General features: G+C 55.5%; 27 protein-coding genes. 16 read left to right on the top strand and 11 right to left on the bottom strand.

Going from position 1 to position 24,439, the window contains the following annotated elements; all coding sequences use genetic code 11:
- Positions 1 to 13 precede the first annotated feature (13 nt).
- Positions 14 to 379: an inner membrane protein YbjM gene (gene ybjM / locus AC6I77_RS05980; protein WP_003849260.1), complete on the top strand. Its 366-nt coding sequence runs from the start codon at positions 14 to 16 to the stop codon at positions 377 to 379.
- An 88-nt stretch (positions 380 to 467) separates the two neighbouring features.
- Here the strand turns inward: ybjM and AC6I77_RS05985 are convergent, their stop codons facing one another.
- Entirely contained in the window at positions 468 to 731 is a 264-nt protein-coding gene (locus tag AC6I77_RS05985) for a GrxA family glutaredoxin (protein WP_003849263.1), read from the bottom strand.
- Positions 732 to 986: 255 nt separating this feature from the next.
- On the opposite strand from AC6I77_RS05985, the gene AC6I77_RS05990 reads away from it, so the two are divergent.
- The 10 genes from AC6I77_RS05990 to rlmC all read left to right on the top strand — a co-directional run bounded on the left by AC6I77_RS05990 (position 987) and on the right by rlmC (position 9,747).
- Entirely contained in the window at positions 987 to 1,238 is a 252-nt protein-coding gene (locus AC6I77_RS05990; protein WP_497816762.1) for a DUF1418 family protein, read from the top strand.
- 16 nt (positions 1,239 to 1,254) lie between these two features.
- A complete protein-coding gene (gene nfsA, locus AC6I77_RS05995; RefSeq protein WP_497816763.1) occupies positions 1,255 to 1,977 on the top strand; it encodes an oxygen-insensitive NADPH nitroreductase in 723 nt (240 codons plus the stop codon).
- Between the two features lie 20 nt (positions 1,978 to 1,997).
- Positions 1,998 to 2,900: a 30S ribosomal protein S6--L-glutamate ligase gene (gene rimK, locus AC6I77_RS06000; RefSeq protein WP_003849271.1), complete on the top strand. Its 903-nt coding sequence runs from the start codon at positions 1,998 to 2,000 to the stop codon at positions 2,898 to 2,900.
- A gap of 87 nt (positions 2,901 to 2,987) precedes the next feature.
- Positions 2,988 to 3,467, top strand: coding sequence for a YbjN domain-containing protein (locus AC6I77_RS06005; RefSeq protein ID WP_003849273.1), 480 nt, complete (start codon positions 2,988 to 2,990; stop codon positions 3,465 to 3,467).
- Between the two features lie 384 nt (positions 3,468 to 3,851).
- Positions 3,852 to 4,961, top strand: a complete 1,110-nt coding sequence (potF, locus tag AC6I77_RS06010; protein WP_003849278.1) for a spermidine/putrescine ABC transporter substrate-binding protein PotF — start codon at positions 3,852 to 3,854, stop codon at positions 4,959 to 4,961.
- Positions 4,962 to 5,084: 123 nt separating this feature from the next.
- Positions 5,085 to 6,218 carry a putrescine ABC transporter ATP-binding subunit PotG gene (gene potG, locus AC6I77_RS06015; protein WP_497816764.1) on the top strand — a complete coding sequence of 378 codons (1,134 nt, stop codon included), beginning with the start codon at positions 5,085 to 5,087 and terminating at the stop codon, positions 6,216 to 6,218.
- Between the two features lie 9 nt (positions 6,219 to 6,227).
- Positions 6,228 to 7,190, top strand: a complete 963-nt coding sequence (gene potH, locus AC6I77_RS06020; RefSeq protein ID WP_497816765.1) for a putrescine ABC transporter permease PotH — start codon at positions 6,228 to 6,230, stop codon at positions 7,188 to 7,190.
- The gene (gene potI, locus AC6I77_RS06025; RefSeq protein ID WP_003849285.1) at positions 7,187 to 8,032 is read left to right on the top strand and encodes a putrescine ABC transporter permease PotI; all 846 of its coding nucleotides are present in this window, start codon (positions 7,187 to 7,189) and stop codon (positions 8,030 to 8,032) included. Before potH ends, potI begins: the two co-directional genes overlap by 4 nt.
- Before the next feature lie 75 nt (positions 8,033 to 8,107).
- Positions 8,108 to 8,575, top strand: a complete 468-nt coding sequence (locus tag AC6I77_RS06030) for a YbjO family protein (protein ID WP_039660870.1) — start codon at positions 8,108 to 8,110, stop codon at positions 8,573 to 8,575.
- A 41-nt stretch (positions 8,576 to 8,616) separates the two neighbouring features.
- Complete coding sequence (gene rlmC, locus AC6I77_RS06035) at positions 8,617 to 9,747, top strand: 23S rRNA (uracil(747)-C(5))-methyltransferase RlmC (RefSeq protein ID WP_497816766.1); 1,131 nt, start codon at positions 8,617 to 8,619, stop codon at positions 9,745 to 9,747.
- A 20-nt stretch (positions 9,748 to 9,767) separates the two neighbouring features.
- Here rlmC and artJ (AC6I77_RS06040) read toward each other — a convergent pair whose 3' ends face one another.
- From artJ (AC6I77_RS06040) to AC6I77_RS06065, 6 genes are all read right to left on the bottom strand, one after another.
- Entirely contained in the window at positions 9,768 to 10,499 is a 732-nt protein-coding gene (artJ, locus tag AC6I77_RS06040; protein WP_105099355.1) for an arginine ABC transporter substrate-binding protein, read from the bottom strand.
- 115 nt (positions 10,500 to 10,614) lie between these two features.
- On the bottom strand, positions 10,615 to 11,283 hold the full coding sequence (gene artM / locus AC6I77_RS06045; RefSeq protein WP_003849291.1) for an arginine ABC transporter permease ArtM: 669 nt from the start codon (positions 11,281 to 11,283) through the stop codon (positions 10,615 to 10,617).
- Positions 11,283 to 11,999: an arginine ABC transporter permease ArtQ gene (gene artQ, locus AC6I77_RS06050; RefSeq protein ID WP_003849293.1), complete on the bottom strand. Its 717-nt coding sequence runs from the start codon at positions 11,997 to 11,999 to the stop codon at positions 11,283 to 11,285. Before artQ ends, artM begins: the two co-directional genes overlap by 1 nt.
- Positions 12,000 to 12,005: 6 nt before the next feature.
- Entirely contained in the window at positions 12,006 to 12,737 is a 732-nt protein-coding gene (artJ, locus tag AC6I77_RS06055) for an arginine ABC transporter substrate-binding protein (RefSeq protein WP_003849295.1), read from the bottom strand.
- A gap of 15 nt (positions 12,738 to 12,752) precedes the next feature.
- On the bottom strand, positions 12,753 to 13,481 hold the full coding sequence (gene artP, locus AC6I77_RS06060) for an arginine ABC transporter ATP-binding protein ArtP (protein ID WP_003849297.1): 729 nt from the start codon (positions 13,479 to 13,481) through the stop codon (positions 12,753 to 12,755).
- Between the two features lie 223 nt (positions 13,482 to 13,704).
- Positions 13,705 to 14,244: a lipoprotein gene (locus AC6I77_RS06065; protein ID WP_003849298.1), complete on the bottom strand. Its 540-nt coding sequence runs from the start codon at positions 14,242 to 14,244 to the stop codon at positions 13,705 to 13,707.
- Positions 14,245 to 14,349: 105 nt separating this feature from the next.
- Between AC6I77_RS06065 and AC6I77_RS06070 the strand changes: the two genes are divergently transcribed.
- Entirely contained in the window at positions 14,350 to 14,670 is a 321-nt protein-coding gene (locus tag AC6I77_RS06070; RefSeq protein WP_003849304.1) for a heavy metal-binding domain-containing protein, read from the top strand.
- Entirely contained in the window at positions 14,667 to 15,491 is an 825-nt protein-coding gene (locus AC6I77_RS06075; protein ID WP_105099354.1) for an N-acetylmuramoyl-L-alanine amidase, read from the top strand. The genes AC6I77_RS06070 and AC6I77_RS06075 overlap by 4 nt, the downstream gene beginning before the upstream one ends.
- A gap of 3 nt (positions 15,492 to 15,494) precedes the next feature.
- On the opposite strand, the gene ltaE is transcribed toward AC6I77_RS06075, so the two are convergent.
- The 3 genes from ltaE to AC6I77_RS06090 form a co-directional block, all read right to left on the bottom strand.
- On the bottom strand, positions 15,495 to 16,496 hold the full coding sequence (gene ltaE / locus AC6I77_RS06080; protein WP_105099353.1) for a low-specificity L-threonine aldolase: 1,002 nt from the start codon (positions 16,494 to 16,496) through the stop codon (positions 15,495 to 15,497).
- Positions 16,497 to 16,567: 71 nt separating this feature from the next.
- Entirely contained in the window at positions 16,568 to 18,289 is a 1,722-nt protein-coding gene (gene poxB / locus AC6I77_RS06085) for a ubiquinone-dependent pyruvate dehydrogenase (protein ID WP_003849309.1), read from the bottom strand.
- A 130-nt stretch (positions 18,290 to 18,419) separates the two neighbouring features.
- Positions 18,420 to 19,319 (bottom strand): LysO family transporter, encoded by a 900-nt coding sequence (locus AC6I77_RS06090; RefSeq protein WP_003849311.1) that lies wholly within the window; start codon positions 19,317 to 19,319, stop codon positions 18,420 to 18,422.
- A 128-nt stretch (positions 19,320 to 19,447) separates the two neighbouring features.
- Here AC6I77_RS06090 and AC6I77_RS06095 point away from each other — a divergent pair, with 128 nt between their 5' ends.
- Entirely contained in the window at positions 19,448 to 21,085 is a 1,638-nt protein-coding gene (locus AC6I77_RS06095) for an ATP-dependent nuclease (protein ID WP_140033570.1), read from the top strand.
- An 87-nt stretch (positions 21,086 to 21,172) separates the two neighbouring features.
- On the opposite strand, the gene cspD is transcribed toward AC6I77_RS06095, so the two are convergent.
- A complete protein-coding gene (cspD, locus tag AC6I77_RS06100) occupies positions 21,173 to 21,397 on the bottom strand; it encodes a cold shock-like protein CspD (RefSeq protein ID WP_003849316.1) in 225 nt (74 codons plus the stop codon).
- A gap of 316 nt (positions 21,398 to 21,713) precedes the next feature.
- On the opposite strand from cspD, the gene clpS reads away from it, so the two are divergent.
- A complete protein-coding gene (gene clpS / locus AC6I77_RS06105; RefSeq protein ID WP_003849318.1) occupies positions 21,714 to 22,034 on the top strand; it encodes an ATP-dependent Clp protease adapter ClpS in 321 nt (106 codons plus the stop codon).
- A 52-nt stretch (positions 22,035 to 22,086) separates the two neighbouring features.
- Positions 22,087 to 24,363, top strand: coding sequence for an ATP-dependent Clp protease ATP-binding subunit ClpA (gene clpA, locus AC6I77_RS06110; RefSeq protein WP_008925836.1), 2,277 nt, complete (start codon positions 22,087 to 22,089; stop codon positions 24,361 to 24,363).
- The last annotated feature ends 76 nt before the right edge of the window (positions 24,364 to 24,439 follow it).

The raw sequence follows: 24,439 nt of genomic DNA on the forward strand, positions 1-24,439 counted from the left end.
TCAGTGGGGTAGTATGCCGCAGCGCTCTTATCTCTGGACAACCCGCCTGTGCGGCGTGGTGTTGTATAGTCTGGTGTTTGTTTTTACCTGTCGTTTCTGGCAAGTCGGTCCCGGCCCGCTTCGTGGTCAGCCCGAATTACTGCTCTTTATGTTGCCCGGTATTGTGATGGCGTTGATGCAGGTGGAAAGCCCGCTAAAAAGCACGCTGCTGATGGGACTCTGGGGAACGTTACTGGCAGCACTGCTGTTAAACAACAGCCTGTTTATTCACAGTAGCGGATTCTTTTTAGTGGCCTGGAGCCTGAGCGCCCTGTTCTGGGCAGGTTGCGGGGCATTGCTGGTGCGATTGATGCAGATTGTCATGGCGTCACTCAACTGAAGGGTGCCGTTTGATTTCCCACAGCCAGAGAGCAAAAAAGGCGAGACAGAATTTTCTGCCTCGCCTTTTTCATTCCGGCCCTTTGCGCTTACGCGACAAATCCCAGATTCTCTTTAGTCCATGCAGCGAACTCGGTGTAGCCACCGATATGTTTTTCGTCCACGAAAATCTGTGGGACGGTGCTGACCGGTTTACCGGCGCTGGCTTCCAGATCGGCTTTTGTAATGCCTTCTGCGTTAATATCAACGTACTGGTAGCTAAAATCATCGCGCTCAGCGGTCAGTTTATCGGCCAGTTCGTGGGCACGCACACAGTAAGGACAGCCCGGACGACCAAAAATAACAGCAATCATAAAGAACTCCTTGCAGCGACTATTATGTGATGTATGTCACATAACGAAACAGAGAATGGGCACCATCATGCCCGCTCGTATCGCTTAAGGAAAGCAGGATTTGCCTGTTAGTCTGATGCCCGCACGCTATTGCCGCGCGTTCAGGAAGCATCTGAAACAGGGGCTTTTTCGCAGCAGCGGCCTCTATATCCCGCGCAATTTTTGGGTTGTTGACCATAATTGACGCTCAGTAAGCCGCTAAGGCAGGAGGATGTGATGCAGAGTGTAGCCAGATTGCCCCGGTTTGTGGTGGTGGTGGAGGCGGCAGGTGGCCTGTTGATTTTAGGCGCGCTGCTGCTGATCAACCACTGGCTTCCGCTGCCAGACATGGCTGACGTGAAAACGCTGGCCACTGTGCTGTTCATCGCCGGCGTGGTTCTGATGCTGCCTGCTGCCTGGCTGTTAATGTGGCGCACCGCGAAAGCGATAGCACCACAGCTGTTCAATCAGATTGATAAAAAAAGATAATTTTGCTGGAGACTTTATGACACCGACCATTGATTTACTGTGCAGCCACCGTTCGATCCGCGCCTTTACTGACCAGCCGGTCAGCGAAGAGCAGCGTGAAGCGATTATTAATTCGGCGCAATCGGCGTCCACATCCAGCTTTTTACAGTGCTCTTCTATTATCCGTATCACCGACAAAGCGCTGCGTGACAAGCTGGTAACGCTGACCGGCGGGCAGACGTGGGTCGCAGATGCGCCTGAGTTCTGGATTTTCTGCGCGGACTTTAATCGTCACCTGCAGATTTGCCCGGATGCACAACTGGGCCGTGCCGAGCAGTTGCTGCTGGGCTGCGTCGACACCGCGCTGATGGGACAGAATGCCATGGTCGCAGCGGAATCACTGGATCTGGGCGGCGTCTTTATCGGCGGGATTCGTAACAGCATTGCGGAAGTGACAGAACTGCTGGGCCTGCCGAAGTTTGTGCTGCCGCTGTTTGGTTTCTGCCTGGGTCATCCGGAATCGAAGCCGGACGTCAAACCGCGTATGCCACATGCGATGCTGGTACATGAGAATCGCTATCAGCCACTGGAACCGGCGGTGCTGGCAGAATACGATAGCCGCACAGAACTCTATTATCAGCAGCGCGACAGTAACCAGCGTAGTGAAACCTGGAGCGAGCTAATCCAGCGGCTGATCATTAAAGAGACGCGTCCGTTTATGCTCGATTATCTGCATCAACAGGGCTGGGCCACGCGTTAATTCAGAAAGGGAGAGCAGCGATGAAGATAGCCATCCTGTCACGTGACGAAACGCTCTATTCCAGCCGACGATTGCGTGATGAGGCCGCTGCGCGCGACCACGAAGTACAGGTCATCGATCCGCTCTCCTGCTATATGAATATCAATCCTGCCTCGCCAGCGGTTCACTATTGTGGTGAACCGCTGGGTCATTTCGATGCCGTTATCCCGCGCATTGGTAACGCCATCACTTTTTATGGCGCGGCGGTACTGCGGCAGTTTGAAATGTGTGGCAGCTATCCGCTGAATGAGTCCGCCGCCATTACCCGCACCCGTGACAAATTGCGCTCGCTGCAGCTGCTGGCACGAGAAGGCATCGATATGCCGGTGACGGGCTTTGCCTCTTCGCCCGATGATACCGATGATTTGATTGCCATGGTGGGCGGCGCACCGCTGGTGGTCAAGCTGGTAGAAGGAACCCAGGGCATTGGTGTCGTGCTGGCCGAAACACGTCAGGCGGCAGAGAGTGTTATTGATGCCTTTCGCGGCCTGAATGCCCATATTCTGGTGCAGGAGTTTATTAAAGAAGCGCAGGGACGTGACATTCGCTGTCTGGTGATCGGCAATCAGGTCGTGGCCGCGATTGAGCGTGTCGCGAAAGAGGGCGATTTCCGTTCCAACCTGCATCGTGGTGGCAAAGCGTATCCCGTCGAGATCACGTCACAGGAGCGGCAGATGGCCGTGAAAGCGGCAGCCACACTGGGACTGGAAGTGGCGGGCGTCGATATTCTGCGCGCTCATCGTGGCCCACTGGTGATGGAAGTTAACGCCTCGCCAGGTCTGGAGGGCATCGAAACCAGCAGCGACCTTAACATCGCCGCGTTAATGATCCAGCGGATCGAGCAGCAGGCTATCCCCGGGCTCCGTCCTAAAACCGCTGGCTGACGCGCGCTTTTCAGCAGTTTTCGTGGCATCGCCGCGCATTTTTCCGTAAGCTAAGTCGCCTGTTTATCACCCCACTGGGATTTTACGATGGATTCTCTTGTCGTTCCGGATATCGACCTGCTGCGTCGCTGGCTGGATCAGCAAAATATCACCTGGTTCGAATGCGATGCCTGTCAGGCACTTCATCTGCCTCACATGCAAAACTTTGATGGGGTGTTTGACGCCAAAATCGATCTGGTCGACAACGTCATTCTGTTTTCGGCGCTGGCTGAAGTGAAGCCAACGGCGCTGATTCCGCTGGTCGGCGATTTGTCGCAAATCAATGCCAGTTCACTGACGGTGAAAGCATTTATCGACATTCAGGATGATAATCTGCCGAAGCTCATTGTCTGTCAGTCAATGACCACCACGGCAGGATTAACGTTTGGTCAGTTCTCACACTTTATGAAGCAGAGTGAAGAGCAGATCTCCATGGTCATTCTGGAAGCCTTTGCCAACAATTTGCTGATTGTGGGCGAAGAAGAAGAGCACGTTCCGGTGACCAGCGTCCATTCTGTGCTGCACTAAGCCCGACAGGGTCGCCCACTAAGCCGTCCCTGAGACGGCTTTTTTATGCCCGCTATCCGCCGCCGCCTTTTTTTATTCTGCACTTTGCCCTTTAACGCCAGATATTTGTCGTGGTTTATGCCATCAAAGCCGAACCTCATAGCTTAAACATGCATAAAATATCGGTTTCAGGCGTTTTTTACGCTGAGGTCTGGTACAGCATGACGGGTGGGGCTATGCTTGCGGAGCTGTAACAGGCGCGTAACTGCGTCTCAGCTATAGGTTTTTGCTATTAAACTCCCGCTGAATAATGATTCATTGTGTCACTGACGTTTTGTCCGGAACGCAATGCAGGGATCTCTGATTTGCAGCGTTGTAATGACCCGCTCAGGAGGATGGAAAAATATGTTCAACTCACGTCAGAAATGGCTGTCAGCTGTGGTAGCTGCTGCGCTGATGGCCGCGTCGGCCAGCAGCATGGCGGAAGATAAAACGCTGCACGTCTACAACTGGTCCGATTATATTTCGCCAGATACCGTGCCGAACTTTGAAAAGCAGTCCGGCATCAAAGTGGTCTACGATGTGTTTGACTCCAACGAAGTGCTGGAAGGCAAACTGATGGCGGGCAGTACCGGCTACGATGTTGTGGTGCCATCTTCCAGTTTCCTGGCGCGTCAGCTGCAGTCCGGGGTATTCCAGCCGCTGGATAAGAGCAAACTGCCTAACTATAAAAACCTCGATCCGGCACTGATGGAAAAAGTGGCGCAACACGATCCCGGTAACAAATATGCCATTCCATATCTGTGGGGCACCACGGGTATTGGCTATAACATCGATAAAGTTAAAGCCGCACTGGGCGCCGATGCGCCAGTCAACAGCTGGGATCTGGTGCTGAAGCCAGAAAACCTGGAGAAACTGAAAAGCTGTGGCGTTTCCTTCCTGGATGCACCGGAAGAGATTTTCGCCACGGTACTGAACTATCTGGGCAAAGATCCGAACTCCTCTGATGCTAAAGAGTATTCCGGCGCGGCCACTGACCTGCTGCTGAAACTGCGTCCGAATATCCGCTACTTCCACTCGTCGCAGTACATCAACGATCTGGCTAACGGTAACATCTGTGTCGCCATCGGCTGGTCGGGCGATATTCTGCAGGCGAAAAACCGTGCTGATGCCGCGAAAAACGGGGTGCACCTGGGCTACAGCGTACCGAAAGAGGGCGCACTGGCCTTCTTCGATATGATGGCGATCCCGAAAGATGCGAAAAACCTCGACGGTGCTTACGCCTGGCTGAACTACATCATGGATCCGAAAGTGATCGCCGATGTCTCTAACAAAATGAACTACGCCAACGGCAACAAAGCGTCGCTGCCGCTGATCAATGCTGATGTCCGTAACAATCCAGGTATCTTCCCGACACCTGAAGCGATGTCGAAATTGTTCGTGCTGAAAGTCCAGGATCCGAAACTGGATCGTGTGCGTACGCGTGCATGGACTAAAGTAAAAAGTGGTAAGTAGTTCGTCCTTAACGGATTGACCTGTCACGCATCAGCAACAGAGGCGCAATACCGGCCTCTGTTGTGCCATTTTTAGCGGCAAATTTTGCCGCAATGTTCCGCCTGGCTCCGGAGAGAACCCTTTGTGAACGATGCCATTCCCCGTCCTCAAAATAAAACCGCAAAAGCGTTAACGCCGCTGCTGGAAATTCGCAATCTGACCAAATCCTTTGACGGCCAGCACGCCGTGGATGATGTCAGCCTGACTATCTATAAAGGTGAGATCTTTGCCCTGCTGGGTGCATCGGGCTGTGGCAAATCCACGCTGCTGCGCATGCTGGCCGGTTTCGAGCCGCCCACCAGCGGCCAGATTGTGCTGGATGGACAGGATCTGTCGCACGTTGCTCCCTATCAGCGCCCGATTAACATGATGTTCCAGTCCTACGCGCTATTTCCGCACATGACGGTGGAGCAGAATATCGCCTTTGGTCTGAAGCAGGACCGGCTGCCGAAAGGGGAGATAAACAGTCGGGTCGCCGAAATGCTGGCGCTGGTGCACATGCAGGAGTTTGCGAAACGCAAACCGCATCAGCTCTCCGGTGGTCAGCGTCAGCGCGTTGCACTGGCCCGCAGCCTGGCGAAACGCCCAAAACTGCTGCTGCTGGATGAGCCAATGGGTGCTCTGGACAAGAAACTGCGCGACAGGATGCAGCTGGAAGTGGTCGATATTCTGGAGCGCGTTGGCGCGACCTGCGTGATGGTGACGCACGACCAGGAAGAGGCGATGACCATGGCGGGGCGCATTGCGATTATGAATCGCGGTAAATTCGTGCAGATTGGCGAGCCGGAAGAGATCTATGAGCATCCGACCAGCCGTTACAGCGCGGAGTTTATCGGTTCGGTTAACGTCTTCGAAGGGTTACTGCGTGAACGTCAGGCGGATGGCCTGGTGATCGACAGTCCCGGCCTGATGCATCCGCTGAAAGTCGATTCCGATGTCTCGGTGGTCGATAACGTGCCGGTGCATGTTGCGCTGCGTCCTGAAAAAGTCATGCTGTGCGATGAAGTACCCGCCGATGGCTATAACTTTGCGGTGGGAGAAGTGGTTCACATCGCCTATCTCGGCGACCTCTCTATTTTCCATGTCCGTCTGCACAGTGGACAGATGATTAGCGCACAGTTGCAAAACGCGCATCGCTACCGCAAAGGGTTGCCAACCTGGGGCGATGAAGTCCGCCTCAGCTGGGAAAGCGACAGCTGCGTGGTGTTGACGGTTTAAGGAGCGGCTATGAGCCAGATTTTCCAACGCGCTAAAGCGCCTGCCCGACTGGTCGGCACGCCGCTGCAACGCTGGGCCACGCGGGTAAAAATGCAGCATGGCCGCAAGCTGGTGATCGCACTGCCTTATGTCTGGCTGGTGCTGTTATTCCTGCTGCCGTTTCTGACGGTGCTGAAGATCAGCTTCGCAGACATAGCGCGAGCGATTCCCCCTTACACCGAGCTGGTGAGCTGGACAGATGACCAGTTCAGCATTGTGCTCAATTTCGGCAACTATCTGACGCTGACTGACGATCCGCTCTACATCGACGCCTATCTGCAGTCATTGAAAGTAGCGGCGATCTCCACGGTCATCTGTCTGCTGATTGGCTATCCACTCGCCTGGGCCGTGGCGCACAGTAAGCCGTCGATGCGCACCATTCTGTTGCTGCTGGTCATTCTGCCGTCGTGGACTTCGTTTCTGGTTCGCGTCTACGCCTGGATGGGCTTGCTGAACAACAACGGCATTCTGAACCGCTTCCTGCTGTGGCTGGGCGTAATCGATCATCCGCTGGTGATCCTCTACACCAATACCGCGGTCTATATCGGTATCGTCTACTGCTATCTGCCGTTTATGGTGCTGCCAATCTACACCGCGCTGACCCGTATCGACTACTCGCTGGTGGAAGCCTCACTGGACCTGGGTGCGCGGCCGCTGAAGACCTTTTTCAGCGTGATTGTGCCGCTGACCAAAGGCGGCATCATCGCCGGGTCGATGCTGGTCTTTATCCCGGCGGTAGGGGAGTACGTGATTCCTGAACTGCTGGGCGGCCCGGACAGCATCATGATCGGCCGTATCCTGTGGCAGGAGTTCTTTAACAACCGCGACTGGCCGGTGGCTTCCGCGCTGGCGGTGATCATTCTGCTGATCCTGATTCTGCCGATCATCTGGTTCCATAAGCATCAAAACCGTGAAATGGGAGAGAAGGCATGAATAATTTGCCAACTATTCGCTCGCCATGGCGTACCGCTATTCTGGCCTGCTGCTTCCTGTTCCTTTATGCGCCGATGCTGCTGCTGGTGGTTTACTCCTTCAACAGCTCACCGCTGGTGACGGTGTGGGACAGCTTCTCGTTCCACTGGTACAGGGTGTTGTTCCAGGACAGCGCGATGATCGACGCGGTGGTGCTGAGTCTGAGCATCGCCGGACTTTCTGCCACGATGGCGGTGGTGTTGGGCACGCTGGCAGCAGTGATTATCGTTCGCTTTGGTCGCTTCCGGGGACACAACGGTTTTGCGTTTATGCTGACCGCGCCGCTGGTGATGCCCGATGTGATCACCGGGCTGTCACTGCTGCTGCTGTTCGTCGCAATGGGTAACGCGTTTGGCTGGCCGAGCGAACGCGGCATGCTGACCATCTGGCTGGCACACGTCACCTTCTGTACCGCCTATGTGGCGGTGGTGATTAACTCGCGTCTGCGTGAGCTGGACCGCTCAATTGAAGAGGCTGCGATGGATTTAGGTGCCACGCCACTGAAGGTCTTTTTCGTGATTACCGTGCCAATGATTGCGCCGGCGATTGTCACCGGCTGGCTGCTGGCGTTTACCCTGTCGCTCGACGATCTGGTGATTGCCAGCTTCGTGACCGGACCGGGCGCGACGACATTGCCGATGGCGATTTTCGCCACCGTACGACGCGGCGTTAACCCGGAAATCAATGCGCTGGCTTCATTGATCCTGTTTGTGGTCGGTTTAGTCGGTTTTATCGCCTGGCGATTTATGGCGCACGAAGAAAAACAGCGTTTAAGCGATATTCAGAAAGCTAAACGTGGCTGAAATCCCTGAGTTTTGCCACTATATAAACGGGCCGGTTTAACCGGCCCGTTTTTCGATCAGGTGGAGTCACGGACTATGTCAGACATCTTCAAAAGCAGCGCTACGCTCTCAGGCGCACCGGTTCCGGTGACGGTTGCGGGCATTGCTATTATCGCGACCCGCTGCCTGAGCGTTCTGATGCTGGCAAACGAGCTGGGTTACAGCGAACTCGCCAACTTTGTGCACCGCAGCGCCCAGTCCTGGGACTCGACACTCATCTTTATCGCCAGCCAGCTGATCTTCCTGTTCGAACTGCGCTGCGCCTTTATTCTGATGCGCGGCAGTAACCGTGGACGCTGGGGCTATGTGGCGACACAGGGGGTTGTGCTGATCTATATGCTGTTCGCTTCGCTGGGGGGAATCTACCCGGAAATTTTCAGCATTGATGGCGACAATAATGTCCAGATAATCCACCATACGCTGTCGCAGAAAATTCCCGACCTGCTGGTGTTGATGCTGTTGTTTCTGCCTGCCAGCAGCCGCGCTTTTTTCAGGAAGCGATGATACAATCGCGCTCCGCCCGACCCCATCGTTAAGGCTTTACCATGCACTGCGCGCTTTATGACGCTAATCGTTGCCGCTCCTGTCAGTGGCTGGAAAAACCCTATCCCATTCAGCTGAGCGACAAGCAGTCGATGCTTGAGCAGTTACTGGCTGAGCAGCCGGTTACAGCCTGGCTGCCGCCGGTAACCTCACCACAACAGGCATTCCGTAACAAAGCCAAAATGGTGGTCAGCGGCAGTGTTGAGCGTCCGGTGCTGGGTCTTATCCATCGTGATGGCGAGGCTGTCGATCTGTGCGACTGTCCGCTCTATCCCGCCAGCTTCCAGCCGGTGTTTACGGCGCTAAAACCCTTTATTGCCCGTGCCGGCCTGACGCCCTATAACGTGGCACGTAAACGCGGCGAGCTTAAATTCCTGCTGATCACTGAGAGCCAGCAGGGCGGCATCATGCTCCGTTTTGTCCTGCGCTCAACCGCTAAACTGGAACAGCTGCGTGCGGCATTGCCCTGGCTGCAACAGCAGTTGCCGCAGCTGGCGGTGATCTCTGCCAATATTCAGCCGGTGCATATGGCGATTCTGGAAGGGGATGAGGAGATTGCGCTGACGCCCGCGCAGTCGCTGGCAGAGAACTTCAACGGCGTGCCGCTGTGGATCCGCCCGCAGAGCTTCTTCCAGACCAATCCGCAGGTTGCCAGTGCACTCTATGCCACCGCAAGCGACTGGGTGCGTGCGCTACCGGTTAACAGTATGTGGGATCTCTTCTGTGGCGTAGGCGGTTTTGGCCTGCACTGCGCGACACCAGAGATGGAACTGACCGGCATTGAGATTAGCGCTGAGGCGATTAAATGCGCCCAACGTTCCGCTGAGATGCTGGGGCTGGAGAAAGTGCAGTTTGCGGCGCTGGACTCTACGTCGTTTGCGACCGGGCGCGACGCGGTACCGCAGCTGGTGCTGGTGAATCCGCCGCGCCGGGGGATTGGAGAGGCGTTGTGTGATTATCTCAGCCAGATGGCCCCGGATTATCTGCTCTATTCAAGCTGTAATCCGCAGACCATGGCGCAGGACATTGCCCGGCTGAGCGCGTATGAGGTCACGAAGGTTCAGCTGTTCGATATGTTCCCTCACACCGCCCATTTTGAAGTGCTGACGCTGTTAACCCGCCGTCACCACTGAGTCCGGTGAAATTCCCGGAATTACTCCGGGAACCACTTCTGATTAAGCTGCTGCCAGCTGCCGTTAGCTTTCAGTTCGGTCAGCGCCTGATTGAACTGATCGCGAAGCGCAGTATTGCCTTTCCGCACCGCAATGCCCAGGCCGGTGCCAAAGTAGTCTGCATCCGTCACATGTTCACCGACCGTGGCGAGATCCGGATTGGTCTTCAGCCACTGATTCACCACCGCGCTGTCGCCGAATACGCCATCCAGTCGGCCATTCTTCATATCCAGAATCGCATTCTGATAGCTGTCATACGCGACTACTTTCACTTCCGGATGCTTATCCTGCAGGAACTTCTGGTGGGTGGTGCCGTTTTCAACGCCGATGCGTTTGTCTTTCAGATCGCTGAAGCTACTGAACTTGCCCTTCTGCGCGATCACAATGGCGGAGTTAGCGTAATAAGGCTGGGTAAAATCGACCTGCTTGCTACGTTCAGCGGTGATATCCATGCCGGAAATGACCGCGTCATAGCGGCGAAACTTCAGTGACGGAATCAGGCTGTCGAAGGCGTTGTTGGTAAAAGTGCACTCTGCTTTCATCTGCTGACACAGCGCTTTGGCCAGATCGATATCAAACCCCACCAGATTATTTTCCCGATCCAGCGTTTCAAACGGTGGATAGGTTGCTGAGGCGGCGAAGCGGATCTTTTCCGCGGCCTGCGCGTTGATCGTAAGCGTTGCCAGCGCAGCGGCAATAATCCATTTTTTCATTTTATGATTCCTGTGATGTGGTCAGCCAGAGAGGGCAATACCCTGCCATAAAATGAATTTTTATGCAATTATGGTGATTTTTCAGGCGGAAAGGGCGAGAGGCCTCGCCCGGAATTCAGTTACGCCGCTCAAATGCCAGCGCGCGTCTTTCGATCAGTCGCATCATCAGCGTCAGTAAACCGTTAACGCAGAGATAAATCAGACCTGCCGCGGCATAGACTGTGATGTCATAGGTACGGCCATAGAGCAACTGGCCGTGGCCCATGACTTCCATCAGAGTGATGGTGTAGGCCAGCGAGGTGCCTTTAAACACCAGTACCACTTCATTGGAATAAGAGGAGAGGGCGCGTTTAAATGCATAGGGCAGCAGGATGCGCAGGGTGTCTTTGCGACCCATGCCAAGTGCCGCGCACGATTGCCACTGTCCGGAAGGAATCGCCCGGACCGCACCGTAAAACAGTTGCGTGGTGTAAGCCGCGCTGTTCAGCGACAGCGCCAGCATCGCGCACAGCCACGGCTGCGACAGGAGATGCCACAGCCAGGGGATCTGCTGGATCGACGGAAACTGTCCCGGACCGTAGTAGATCAGGAAGATCTGTACCAGCAGCGGCGTGCCGGTAAACAGTGTGATAAAGCCCTTCACCAGCGGATTAAACACCGGCGTTTTCAGCGACAGCACCACGGTGAAGATCAGTGCAAGCAGCAGCGCCACCACCAGCGAGGCCGCCGTCAGCGTCAGGCTGGTGTGCAGCCCTTTCAGAAGTTCAGGCAGATAGGCCAGCATCAGCTGTTCCCCCGTTCAAAGCGGGTCGTGCGCAGTTCAATGCGGCGTAACACCGCCTGGCTGAACAGCGTAATCACCAGGTAGATCGCGGCCGCCACCAGGAACCAGGTAAAGGGCTCCTGCGTTCGGGTAGCAATACTTTTGGTTTGCAGCATCAGATCGTTGACGCTGATCAGCGAGACCAGTGCGGTATCTTTTAGCAGCACCAGCCACTGATTGCCCAGACCGGGCAGGGCGTGACGCCACATCTGGGGCATAATCAGCCGCAAAAATATGGCCGATTTTTTCATGCCCAGCGCCTGTCCCGATTCCCACTGACCAACAGGCACCGCTTTAAGTGCGCCGCGCAGCGTCTGTGAGGCGTAGGCGGCATAGAGCATCGCCAGCGCAATCACACCACACAGGAAAGGACTGACATCAAAGTTCTCAATCTGCATCTGAACCGGCAGCGTAAACAGTCCGAAGTTCAGCGTGAAACCATCAGAGAGAGTGAGCAGCAGCTGTGATGCGCCAAAATAGATAAACAGCACCACCAGAATTTCCGGCAGGCCACGGATCAGCGTCACCAGGCCGGTGCCAATCCACGCCAGTGGTCTCAGGCGCAGTGACTCCCAGCCAGCGAAAATCATCGCCAGCACCAGGCCAGCGATGAGAGCACAAACAGCAAGGCCGACGGTCATCCCGGCGGCGCTTGCGAGGGTCATCATTTCATTCATCGGAGATTACTGCTGGAACCATTTGCTGTAGATGGTCTTGTAGGTACCATCCGCTTTGATTTTATCCAGCGCGCCATTGAATTTGGTCTGCAGCTCGGTGTTACCGGTGCGAACCGCAATACCCAGGCCAGTACCAAAGTAGGCTTTATCTGTAACTTTATCGCCGACAGCAGCCAGCGCAGCATTCTGCTTCAGCCACTCGTTAACCACGGCGGTGTCACCAAATACGGCATCAATGCGGCCATTTTTCAGATCCAGCACCGCGTTCTGATAGCTGTCGTAAGGAACGATGGTGATGTCGCTGTGTTTATCCGTCAGGTATTTCTGATGTGTGGTGCCATTCTGGACGCCAACGCGCTTGCCTTTCAGCGCTTCAACACTGGCGACTTTACCTTTCTGGGCCACAAACAGCGCCGAGTTGTCGTAGTAAGGCTTGGTGAACAGGACCTGCTTTTCACGATCCGGTGTGATATCCATGCCCGCCATCACCGCATCAAAGCGACGGAATTTCAGGCTTGGGATCAGGCTGTCGAACGCCTGGTTAGTGAAGGTGCAGGTCGCGTCGATCTCTTTACACAGTGCGTTAGCCAGATCAACATCAAAGCCCTGAATCTTGTTATCTGCATCCACATACTCAAAAGGAGGATAAGAGGCTTCGGTCGCAAAACGAATTGTCTGTGCCGCGGTAGCGCTCAGGCTAAAACCGGCAAGCAGTGCAGCAAGTACCATTTTTTTCATTTTTAGCATCCTGACTTAGTGCGAAAGATAGTGAGCAAACGCGTCGGTTTGCGGCTGTGTAAAGCGGCTGGCGTCGCCCTGTTCCACAATGTGACCGTTCTCCATGTAAACAACGCGGCTGGCCGTTTTACGTGCCACTTCCACTTCATGGGTCACAATCACCTGGGTAATGCGGGTCTGCGCCAGTTCGCGAATGATACTGACAATCTGTGCGGTAATTTCAGGGTCCAGCGCGGCTGTTGGCTCATCGAACAGGAGCACCTGCGGCTCCATCATCAGCGCGCGGGCAATCGCCACACGCTGCTGCTGACCACCAGAGAGGTGCAGCGGGAAGCGATCGCTGTAAGGCGTGAGGCGCAGACGATCAAGCAGCTTGTCGGCGCGGGCACGCGCTTCACTTTTGCTGAGGCCCAGCACCCGGCAGGGCGCTTCAATCAGATTCTGCAGCACGGTGAGATGCGGCCAGAGATTATATTGCTGGAACACCATACCGACGTTCTGGCGCAGTTCGCGAATCGCGGCGTCAGAGGGTTTCTGAGTGAAGTCGAACTGATTGCCGGCAATCTGCAACTGACCTGAACGAGGCTGCTCCAGCAGGTTAAGAACCCGCAGCAGCGAACTCTTGCCCGCACCGCTTGGGCCAAGCAGTACCAGGGTTTCGCCTTGCGGACACTCAAGGTTGATGTCGAACAGCGCCTGATGAGCACCGTAGAAGCAGTTTATTGCGTTTAGTTGAATACTCATGCGCCAGATTTGAATAGCTATTAGTGTCGCGGATTTTAACGTCACCAGAATAGTTATGCAAATAAGGTGGGTTAAAATTTGTAAAACAACAGGTAAACAGCAAAAGCTTAGCACAATATCATGCAGTGACTGGCGCCAGCCCGATGCCGTGGGGCAGGCTGCGGCAATAAAAAAGCGCAGTCACCTGAGGTGGCTGCGCTTTTCATAGCGCTAAAATATCAGGTTATTTTTTTGACTTTTCAAGCATCTGGCTCAGGCTTCCACCCTCGGCATGCACAGGGTTCGCCATGTAGCGCACGTCGTCAACGACCCAGCAAGTGCCCTGATGAATCATCAGCACTTCATCCTGCCACTCCTTTCCGTCGCGGCTCAGTTTTACCCGCAGCGGGATGTTGCGTGCATCACGGTTTGGAATAGTAGATGCATCAGCAACGCTGGCGGCTGTCGGGCCCTGTGACAGGCTGGAGAAGAGATCACCGTTTCGCCACTGTGCGCCGGCATTGCTGCCGCTGGCCGCCTGCAGGGAGTGGTAAAGCGCATCACTCAGGTAAGGGCGATATTTTGCCAGTGTGTTGCTGTCAGGCAGACCCTGCGTGGGCTGTTCAACACGCAGATCATAAAATTGTTGGGCAACCTGGTCAGGACCGCCTTCAATGCAGGGGGCGGTTCGCGGACCATTATCCTTAATGACTGGCTCAACGGTGGTACAGGCGCTAAGCAGCAGGGCCGCCGGGATCATTAGCGCAAACGCGTTGTTTCTCATCTCGATTTCCTTATGGTTCTCTGGCAAGGTGCCCTTTTTAGCATAGAGTATAGCTGTGCTTTTTAGTCGAAAGAGCCTTAGCCTGATTTCAACAAGGAGAATGCGATGAAATTTTCAACAACCCCGACGCTGGAAGGCCACAGCATCAGTGAATATTGTGGTGTGGTCACTGGCGAAGCGATTCTTGGTGCGAACATTTTCCGTGATTTTTTTGCGGGCATCCGTGATGTGGTCGGCGGCCGTTCCGGCGCGTATGAGAAAGAGCTGCGTAAAGCACGCGAGATTGCGTTTGAAGAGCTGGAAGAACAGGCAAAAGCGCTGGGTGCCAACGCGGTGGTCGGTATTGATATCGATTACGAAACGGTCGGCAAAGATGGCAGTATGCTGATGGTCAGCGTCAGCGGCACGGCAGTGATCATTCGTTGAAACGCGGGCTGTTGCTGATACTGGCACTGCTGCTGGCGGGCTGCCACTCCGGGATAGAATCCCGTGACGGCTACTGGGCCGATCTGCGGCATCCCGCGCAGGGGGCGCGACCGCGGGTTAAGGTGATTGTCATCCACTATACCGCCGAAGATTTTTCTTCGTCGCTGGCGACCCTCACCGATCGGGAGGTCAGCGTCCATTATCTGATCCCCCGTCAGCCGCCTCAGCGCGCCGGCAAAGGCATTGTCTGGCAGCTGGTGCCGGAGCAGCAACTTGCCTGGCATGCCGGGCCCAGTTTCTGGCGCGGAGCCAGTCGCATCAACGACACCTCGATTGGCATTGAGCTGGTGAACCGGGGATATCGCCGCACCCTGACCGGTCTTGAATGGCAGCCCTTTACCGCCGCGCAGATCATCACGCTGGAGGCCCTGGTGCGTGATATTGCACAGCGCTACGGCATCCCACCGGAAAACATTGTCGGTCACAGCGATATCGCGCCGCAGCGCAAGCAGGATCCGGGTCCACTTTTTCCGTGGCAACAGCTGGCGCAGCGCGGACTGGGCGCATGGCCTGATGCCGGACGGGTGCAGTTTTATTTAGCGGGTCAGGATCCACACGCACAGGTGCCGGTGCAGCCACTCATGGAAAACCTGCAGCGCTTCGGTTATGCGGCGACGGCGGAGATGAGTGCGCGTGAGCAGCAGAAAGTGATTGCCGCGTTTCAGATGCACTTCCGGCCTGCGGATTATCGCGGTCAGCCCGATGCCGAAACCGCCGCGATAGCGGCCGCGCTACTGGAGAAGTATGGCGCGGCGGAATAGCGATTACTGTTGCAGAAACGCTTTCCAGTGGGCGACAACCTGCTCCAGTGCCGCACGATCAGCATCCAGATGGGTGACCAGCCGGGTACGTGTCCCCACGCTGATTAACACGCCGCGCGCTTTCATCCACTCACCTAATGGTTTGACCTGAGCTTCCGGCACCGCCACAAACAGCATGTTGGTCTGTTGATCGATAACGCTGACGCCCAGCTCATGCAGCTGCTGTCCCAGCCAGGCAGCATTGTCATGATCCTCCTGGAGTCGCGTCACGTTGTGTTCCAATGCGTAGAGACCCGCCGCCGCGAGAATACCGGCCTGACGCATGCCGCCACCGGTCATTTTACGCCAGCGACGGGCGCGCTCAATCAGCGCTGTATCGCCACACAGCAGTGAACCCACCGGCGTGCCCAGGCCTTTTGAGAGACAGATGGTCAGGGTGTCGCAATAGCGGGCCATCGCAGCCAGCGTGGTTTTTTGCGCCACCACCGCATTGAAAATACGTGCGCCATCAATGTGCAGCGCCAGCTTATGCTCACGGGTAAAAGTCCACGCCTGTTCCAGATACGCCAGCGGCAGGACTTTACCATGATGGGTGTTTTCCAGACTCAGCAGGCGGGTGCGGGCAAAGTGAATATCATCCGGCTTGATGGCAGCCGCCACCACGTCGAGCGGCAGAGTGCCATCGTCGGCGGCCAGCACTGGTTGCGGCTGAATGCTCCCCAGCACAGCCGCGCCACCTGCTTCATACTTGTAGTTATGCGCCTGCTGACCGACGATATATTCATCGCCGCGTTCGCAGTGGCTGAGCAATGCCACCAGATTTGCCTGAGTGCCGGTAGGGAAAAACAGCGCTGCTGCTTTGCCGCTTAATCGTGCGGCTTCTGCTTCCAGCGCATTGACGGTGGGATCGTCACGGTAGACATCATCGCCTGTTTCGGCAGACATCATCGCGTTTAGCATGGCGGCGCTGGGCCGGGTCACGGTATCACTGCGTAAATCGATCACCTTATGCTCCTGGATGTGGCGGAAGAGAAAAAAAAGGCGGGCATCGCGCCCGCCTGGATGGAACCTCTGTTTTACCGTAGCCAGTTGGTTTTCGCCAGTTCTACCACCTCGTCACCACGACCATTCATGATGGCGCGCAGCATGTAGAGACTGAAGCCTTTGGCCTGCTCCATTTTGATCTGCGGCGGCATTGCCAGCTCCTCTTTGGCGGTAATCACATCCACCAGAACCGGGCCATCGTGGGCAAATGCCTGCTCCAGCGCACCATTGAGTTCTGAGGCCTTTTCCACCCGGATACCCCGGATGCCACAGGCCTGGGCGATAGCGGCAAAGTCAGGATTTTCCAGCTCGGTGCCGTCGGTAAGATAGCCGCCCGCTTTCATCTCCATCGCCACAAAGCCCAGCACGCTGTTGTTGAAAATCACCAGTTTCACCGGCATTTTCAGCTGCGCCAGCGAGATAAAATCACCCATCAGCATGCTGAAGCCGCCGTCGCCGCACAGCGCGACAACCTGACGATTGCGATCGATCGACTGCGCACCCAGCGCCTGTGGCATCGCGTTCGCCATTGAGCCGTGGTTAAACGAACCCAGCAGGCGACGTCGGCCGTTCATCTTCAGATAACGCGCCGCCCACACGGTTGGGGTGCCGACATCGCAGGTAAAAATAGCGTCATCGCTGGCGTAGTGACTGATCTGCTGTGCCAGATATTGCGGATGAATTGGCTGTTTGTCGTTGGGCTGCGCCAGTTCGTCGAGACTTTTGCGCGCCTCGCCATAGTGTTTAACCGCACTGTCGAGATGTTTGCGATCGCTTTTGGTCGTCAGTTGCGGTAGCAGCGCCTGCAGCGTGCTTTTCACATCGCCGACATACGCTTCATCGACATGACAATGCGATCCCAGGCTGCCCGGGTTGATGTCAATCTGAATGATCTTCGCGTTTTCCGGATAGAATGCGCGATAGGGGAACTGGGTGCCCAGCAATATCAGCGTCCCGGCATTCATCATGGCGTGGAAGCCGGATGAGAAACCGATCAGACCGGTCATGCCAACATCATAAGGGTTGTCATATTCGATGTGTTCTTTGCCACGCAGCGCATGAACAATTGGCGCTTTAAGCGCTTCTGCCAGCGCCACCACCTCCTGATGCGCACCGGCACAGCCACTGCCGCACAGCAGCGTGATGTCAGAGGCGTCGTTGAGCGTCTGTGCCAGCCGGGTCAGTTCGGCTGGCTGAGGCAGGACCTGCGGCAACTGCGGTGGATACCACTCAGTGCGGGCGCTTTCTGGCGCCAGTTTCAGGGCGATATCACCCGGCAGCACTACAACTGAAACACCGCGATTGAGAATGGCTTTGCGCATCGCAATGCCCAGCACCTGCGGTAACTGCTCAGGATTCGAGACCAGCTCGCAGTAGTGGCTGCATTCGCGGAACAGCTCCTGGGGATGAGTTTCCTGGAAATAACCGCTGCCGATTTCGCTGGAGGGAATGTGTGCCGCAATCGCCAGCACCGGGACGCGGTTACGATGGCAGTCGAACAAGCCGTTGATGAGGTGTAAGTTGCCTGGTCCGCAGGAGCCGGCGCAGACCGCCAGTTCGCCGCTGATGTGCGCTTCCGCACCCGCCGCAAAGGCGGCGACCTCTTCATGGCGTGTCGGCATCCATTCAATAGTGCCCATGCGATTCAGGCTATCGCTCAGGCCGTTAAGGGAATCTCCGGTGACGCCCCAGATGCGTTTTACGCCCGCGCTTTCCAGCGTTTTGGCGACCAGCGCCGCCACGGTTTGTTTCATGATCTTCTCCTTTGTCGGCCCGCCATGAAGAGTGACGTGACCAGAATCGAAAAAAGAAGCGTAGACGACACGGCAGAAAAGCAGGCGTGAAAAAATGCGCTGGCAGAGCTCAGCACATCTCAGACCGAATTCAGGCAGAGAAGAGGGCGATCAGAATCGGGGCCAGCAGGCTCATCACAAAACCGTGCACAATAGCGGCAGGGACAATCTCGTTGCCGCCCGCCCGCTGCAGTACCGGCAGGGTAAAGTCCATTGAGGTGGCACCGCACAGCCCCAGCGCGCTGGAACGATGACGGCCAATCAGCGCGGGGATCAGCATGATTGCGACCAGTTCACGCACCAGATCGTTGAAGAAGGCGGCGCTGCCAATGACCGGGCCAAAAGCTTCGGTCATCAATATGCCAGAGAGAGAGTACCAGCCAAAGCCGCTGGCTAGCGCCAGACCGGTTTTTAGCGGAACACCCAGCAGTAATGCCGCGATCATGCCACCTGCCAGCGCGCTGACCAGCACCACACTGGCAACCAGCAGACCGCGACGGTTCAGGATAATCTGACGCAGAGTCATTCCACTGCCGCGCAGCTGAATCCCCACGAGGAACAGCAGGAAGATCAGCGCATATTCACTGGCCGTCGAGGCGTGGTGCAGCAGTGACCACTGGGTCAGACCTAGCAGAAAACCGATGACAACCACGCCACATAGCTTCAGCGAGTCCAGTGCCATATGCAGCCGCGAGGGAAGCTTCTCCTGCCGGTGCGCATGCTGCCACGGTGCATATTTCTCCAGCCCGCGCAACGCCAGTACATTGCACAGCAGAATGCAGAACGCCGCCACCAGAGCCGTATGAAAAACGGCCAGCAGATTGCTGCTCAGGTTGTCGAGAAAGGCCAGGCTGATGCCCATAAAGAACAGAATGACGTAAACCATCCAGCCCAGCAGTTGATTTACCCGACGCAGGGTGGCGGTTTTACGGAAGGGTAACAGCCAGCCTGCGATAAGCGGCAGCAGAATAATCAGAAGTCCGGAGTACATATCATTGCCATCCCTGGGAGAAGAGGTCACACGCTAGCGAAAAAGCGTAACGGAGTAAACCCTGATAAAGCGGCTTGACCGGCGCGCGGGCGACAACCATGCTGTCTATAAACTGAGGATGGACGCCTATGATTCTGGAACATATCGACATTCGCGGCTTCCGCGGTATCAATAAGCTCTCACTGCCTTTAACGCACACCACTCTGCTGATTGGTGAGAATGCCTGGGGTAAATCCAGCCTGCTGGATGTCATGAGCCTGCTGCTCTCTCCTCATGAACCGGCCTATGTTTTTACTGAGGCGGATTTCCATTTTACACCGGGTGATGTGACCGATCCGATGCGCCGTATTTCAGTGGTGTTCCACTTTCGGGATGACGGAAGCGATCCGGACGCGGTGCTCTCGACCTTCTGGCAGCGTGATGCGCAGGGCCAGCGTCGGCTTTATTACAGCGTCAGCGCCACCTGGCGTGACGGCGGCATCGACACCCGTCGCCGTTTCGTTGACGTAAATGCCCAGCTGTTGCCTGAGCAGAACTGTGCGGACGCAATCGACCTGTTGCTGACGCGTTATCCGGTATTGCGGTTGCGCGACGCGCGTTTCAGCAAGCGAACGCGGAACCGTGCGCCCGTGACCGGTCCCCATCCTGAGCTGCTGGCGGGCATGGAGACGCTGGCGCGCGATCTGGAGCAACATCCTCAGCAACTCAGCGATGAGGTGCTGAGACAGGGCCTCAAGACGATGCAGCAATTGATGCAGCACTATTTTCTGGTGCAACCGCCTGGCGCAGGCAGTGAGGCCCGGTCACGGGATCCGCAGATGCGCGATGGGGTGCAGGGATGGCGGGCGCTGGATCATCTGAATCAGCTGATTGCCGGAACTGACTCCCGCAGCCGTCAGCTGATTTTGCTGCAGATGTTTACCCTGTTGATCGAAGCACGAGGCGACGTTCCGCTAGCTGCCGGTGCGCGGCCGCTGCTGCTGATTGAAGATCCGGAAACCCGCCTGCATCCGATTATGCTGTCCGTGGCCTGGAACCTGCTGAAGCTGCTGCCGCTACAGAAAATCGTCACGACCAATTCAGCTGAACTGCTGTCGCAGGTGCCGGTAGAAAACGTCTGCCGTCTGGTGCGTCAGTCCTCACGCGTAGCAGCCTGGCGCATCGGTCCGGAAGGTCTGAGTGCCGAAGAGAGTCGGCGTATCGGCTTTCATATTCGCGTCAATCGACCGGCTACCCTGTTTGCCCGTTGCTGGCTGCTGGTCGAAGGTGAAACCGAGGTCTGGATTATGAATGAGCTGGCGCAGCAGTGTGGTTACAACTTCGCGGCGGAAGGGGTGAAAGTGATTGAGTTTGCGCAATCGGGCCTGAAGCCGCTGCTGAAATTTGCCCGACGCATGGGGATCGCCTGGCACGTGCTGACAGATGGCGATCAGGCGGGTAATAAATATGCCAGCACGGCGCGCACGCAGTTACAGCCGGGTGATCCTGAGCCGCGTTTTCTGACGCAGTTACCCGCGCTGGATATGGAAAACTTTCTCTATCACCAGGGGTTTCAGGATGTTTATCATCAAATGGCGCACCTGCCGTTAAACGCGCCGATGAGTTCCAGGCGTATTATTACCAAAGCGATTCACCAGAGCTCCAAGCCGGAACTGGCGATCGCAGTGGCGACATCGGCGGCGGAACGCGGGCCGGAAGCCATCCCGCCGTTAATGCGGCAGATGTTTGCCCGGGTGATTGGGCTGGCGCAGGGTCAGGCGGACTAAGCCTGTCAAACATGGCCTGTCAAAAATGAAAAATGCCAGCGGCACTGGCTGGCATTTTTAGGGCTCTGTACAGAGGTGGGTTCAGTATCAGGCCACGGCCTGTACCTCAACAACCGGCACGATGAGGCTGGCGTGATTGCCTTTCGGACCTTCATGCACATCGAACTGAACCTGCTGGCCTGCCTTTAGCGTTCGGTAGCCTTCCATCTGAATGGTGGAGTAGTGCGCAAAAATATCTTCGCCACCACCAACCGGACAGATAAAGCCAAAGCCTTTGGAATTATTGAACCATTTAACGGTGCCCGTCTCCATGCTTTTACTTCCCTCGCAAGACATTTTATAAGTAGGTGAGGTCTTTGAAGCTGTGAGTCGGATTTGATTAAAACTCAATCAGCCTGTGCAGGTAGAATGTAGAGAAAGCGCCGCTGGCGTCAAGCAAACCACCGGGCCGGATGGGGAAAAAATCATCAAAATTTGAGGCAGTTAACGCTATTGCAAATTTTGTGATGCAGGTCGCGCAAGGTTATTTCTGAATAAATTTTCAGCAGCGGCCCGCAGCTTGACAGGCATGTTAAACTCTCAACATGTAGCCACTTAAAGGCTAAAAGCAAAATCTCAACGGAACACTATGGCAAACACAAACGACTGGCTTAACTTTGAACATCTGGCCGAAGACAAAGTACGTGAAGGGTTAAAGCCGCCTTCTATGTATAAAGTCATTCTGAATAATGACGATTATACACCTATGGAATTTGTTATTGACGTCGTGCAAAAGTTCTTTTCTTATGATGTTGAACGTGCAACGCAGCTGATGTTGAAAGTTCACTATCACGGCAAGGCGATCTGTGGTGTATTTACTGCAGAAGTCGCCGAAACAAAAGCGGCCCAGGTGAACAATTATGCGCGGGAAAACCATCATCCGTTGCTGTGTACGCTGGAAAAAGCCTGAGCCCGTCTCCATATAGGAAACAGGTAAGGGCGATAATTGGGGGAGGTGCCTAATGCTCAATCAAGAACTGGAACTCAGTTTAAATATGGCTTTCGCCAGAGCGCGTGAGCACCGTCATGAGTTTATGACCGTCGAGCATCTGTTACTGGCATTGCTCAGTAACCCGTCGGCCAGAGAGGCACTGGAAGCCTGTACGGTGGACATGGTGGCTCTGCGGCAGGAACTCGAAGCCTTCATCGAACAAACCACACCGGTGCTGCCTGCCAGTGAGGAGGAGCGTGATACTCAACCAACGCTCAGCTTCCAGCGCGTTCTGCAGCGCGCGGTTTTCCATGTCCAGTCATCCGGTCGCAGTGAAGTCACCGGGGCGAATGTGCTGGTCGCCATCTTCAGCGAGCAGGAGTCGCAAGCGGCCTATCTGTTACGCAAACATGAAGTCAGCCGCCTTGATGTGGTGAATTTCATCTCTCACGGTACGCGCAAAGACGAACCGGGCCAGGCGCCAGGCGCTGAAAACCCGGTTAACGAAGAGCAAGCAGGCGGGGAGGATCGTATGGAAAACTTCACCACCAATCTTAATCAGCTTGCTCGCGTCGGTGGGATTGATCCACTGATTGGTCGCGACAGAGAGCTGGAACGTACTATTCAGGTGCTGTGCCGTCGCCGTAAAAACAACCCGCTGCTGGTGGGGGAATCCGGTGTCGGTAAAACGGCTATCGCAGAAGGTCTCGCCTGGCGTATCGAGCAGGGCGATGTACCGGAAGTGATGAAAGATTGCACTATCTACTCGCTGGATATTGGTTCACTGCTGGCAGGCACCAAATATCGTGGTGACTTTGAGAAACGCTTCAAAGCGCTACTGAAACAGCTGGAGCAGGACGAACACAGCATTCTGTTTATTGATGAGATCCATACCATCATTGGTGCGGGTGCGGCATCAGGTGGCCAGGTAGACGCAGCGAACCTGATTAAACCGTTACTTTCTGGCGGTAAGATTCGGGTAATGGGGTCTACCACGTATCAGGAATTCAGCAACATCTTCGAAAAAGATCGTGCTCTGGCGCGTCGTTTCCAGAAGATCGATATCACTGAGCCTTCTGTTGAAGAAACCGTGCAGATCCTGAGCGGCCTGAAGACCAAGTATGAAGCCCACCATGATGTGCGGTATACCGCGAAAGCGGTGCGTGCAGCGGTGGAACTGGCAGTGAAATATATCAACGACCGTCATCTGCCTGACAAGGCGATTGACGTGATTGATGAAGCGGGTGCGCGTGCGCGCCTGATGCCTGCCAGCAAACGTAAGAAAACTATCAATGTTTCTGACATTGAAACTGTGGTGGCCCGCATTGCCCGTATTCCTGAACAAAGTGTGTCAGCAACCGATCGCGATACACTGAGAAATCTGGGCGAACGGCTCAAGATGCTGGTGTTTGGACAGGACAAAGCCATTGAGGTGCTGACGGAAGCGATCAAAATGAGCCGCGCCGGTCTGGGTCAGGATCGCAAGCCTGTTGGTTCCTTCCTGTTTGCCGGGCCAACCGGTGTGGGTAAAACGGAAGTGACTGTGCAGCTGGCGAAAGCGCTGGGTATTGAGCTGCTGCGTTTTGACATGTCCGAGTACATGGAGCGTCACACCGTCAGTCGTCTGATTGGTGCACCTCCGGGCTACGTCGGTTTTGATCAGGGCGGGCTGCTGACGGATGCGGTGATCAAGCATCCACATGCGGTGGTGTTGCTGGATGAGATCGAGAAAGCGCACCCGGATGTCTTCAACCTGCTTCTGCAGGTGATGGATAACGGCATGCTGACAGATAACAACGGTCGCAAAGCGGACTTCCGCAACGTGGTGCTGGTGATGACCACCAACGCCGGTGTGCGTGAGACGGAACGTAAGTCGATTGGCCTGATTCATCAGGACAACAGCACCGATGCGATGGAAGAGATCAAAAAGATCTTTACGCCAGAGTTCCGTAACCGTCTCGACAACATCATCTGGTTCAGTCACCTGTCACCAGAGGTGATCCATCAGGTGGTCGACAAATTTATTGTCGAGTTGCAGGCGCAGCTGGATGCGAAAGGTGTGTCGCTGGAAGTCAGTGATGAAGCGCGCGACTGGCTGGCTGAGAAGGGCTATGACAAAGCGATGGGCGCACGTCCGATGGCGCGCACCGTGCAGGACAGCCTGAAGAAACCGTTAGCCAATGAACTGCTGTTTGGTTCGCTGGTGGATGGTGGCTCGGTATCTGTTGCGCTGGATCGTGAGAAAGGTGAACTGACCTATCACTTCCTGAGTGCTGAGAAACGCAAAACCGAAGGCACTGTGCACTAATCACTTGCTGCAGATGTGAAAAAGGCCGGATATTGATATCCGGCCTTTTTTATCGCTTCAACATGCAGAGCGATGA

This window comes from Pantoea sp. X-Soil-ISGK-259, assembly GCF_059730705.1.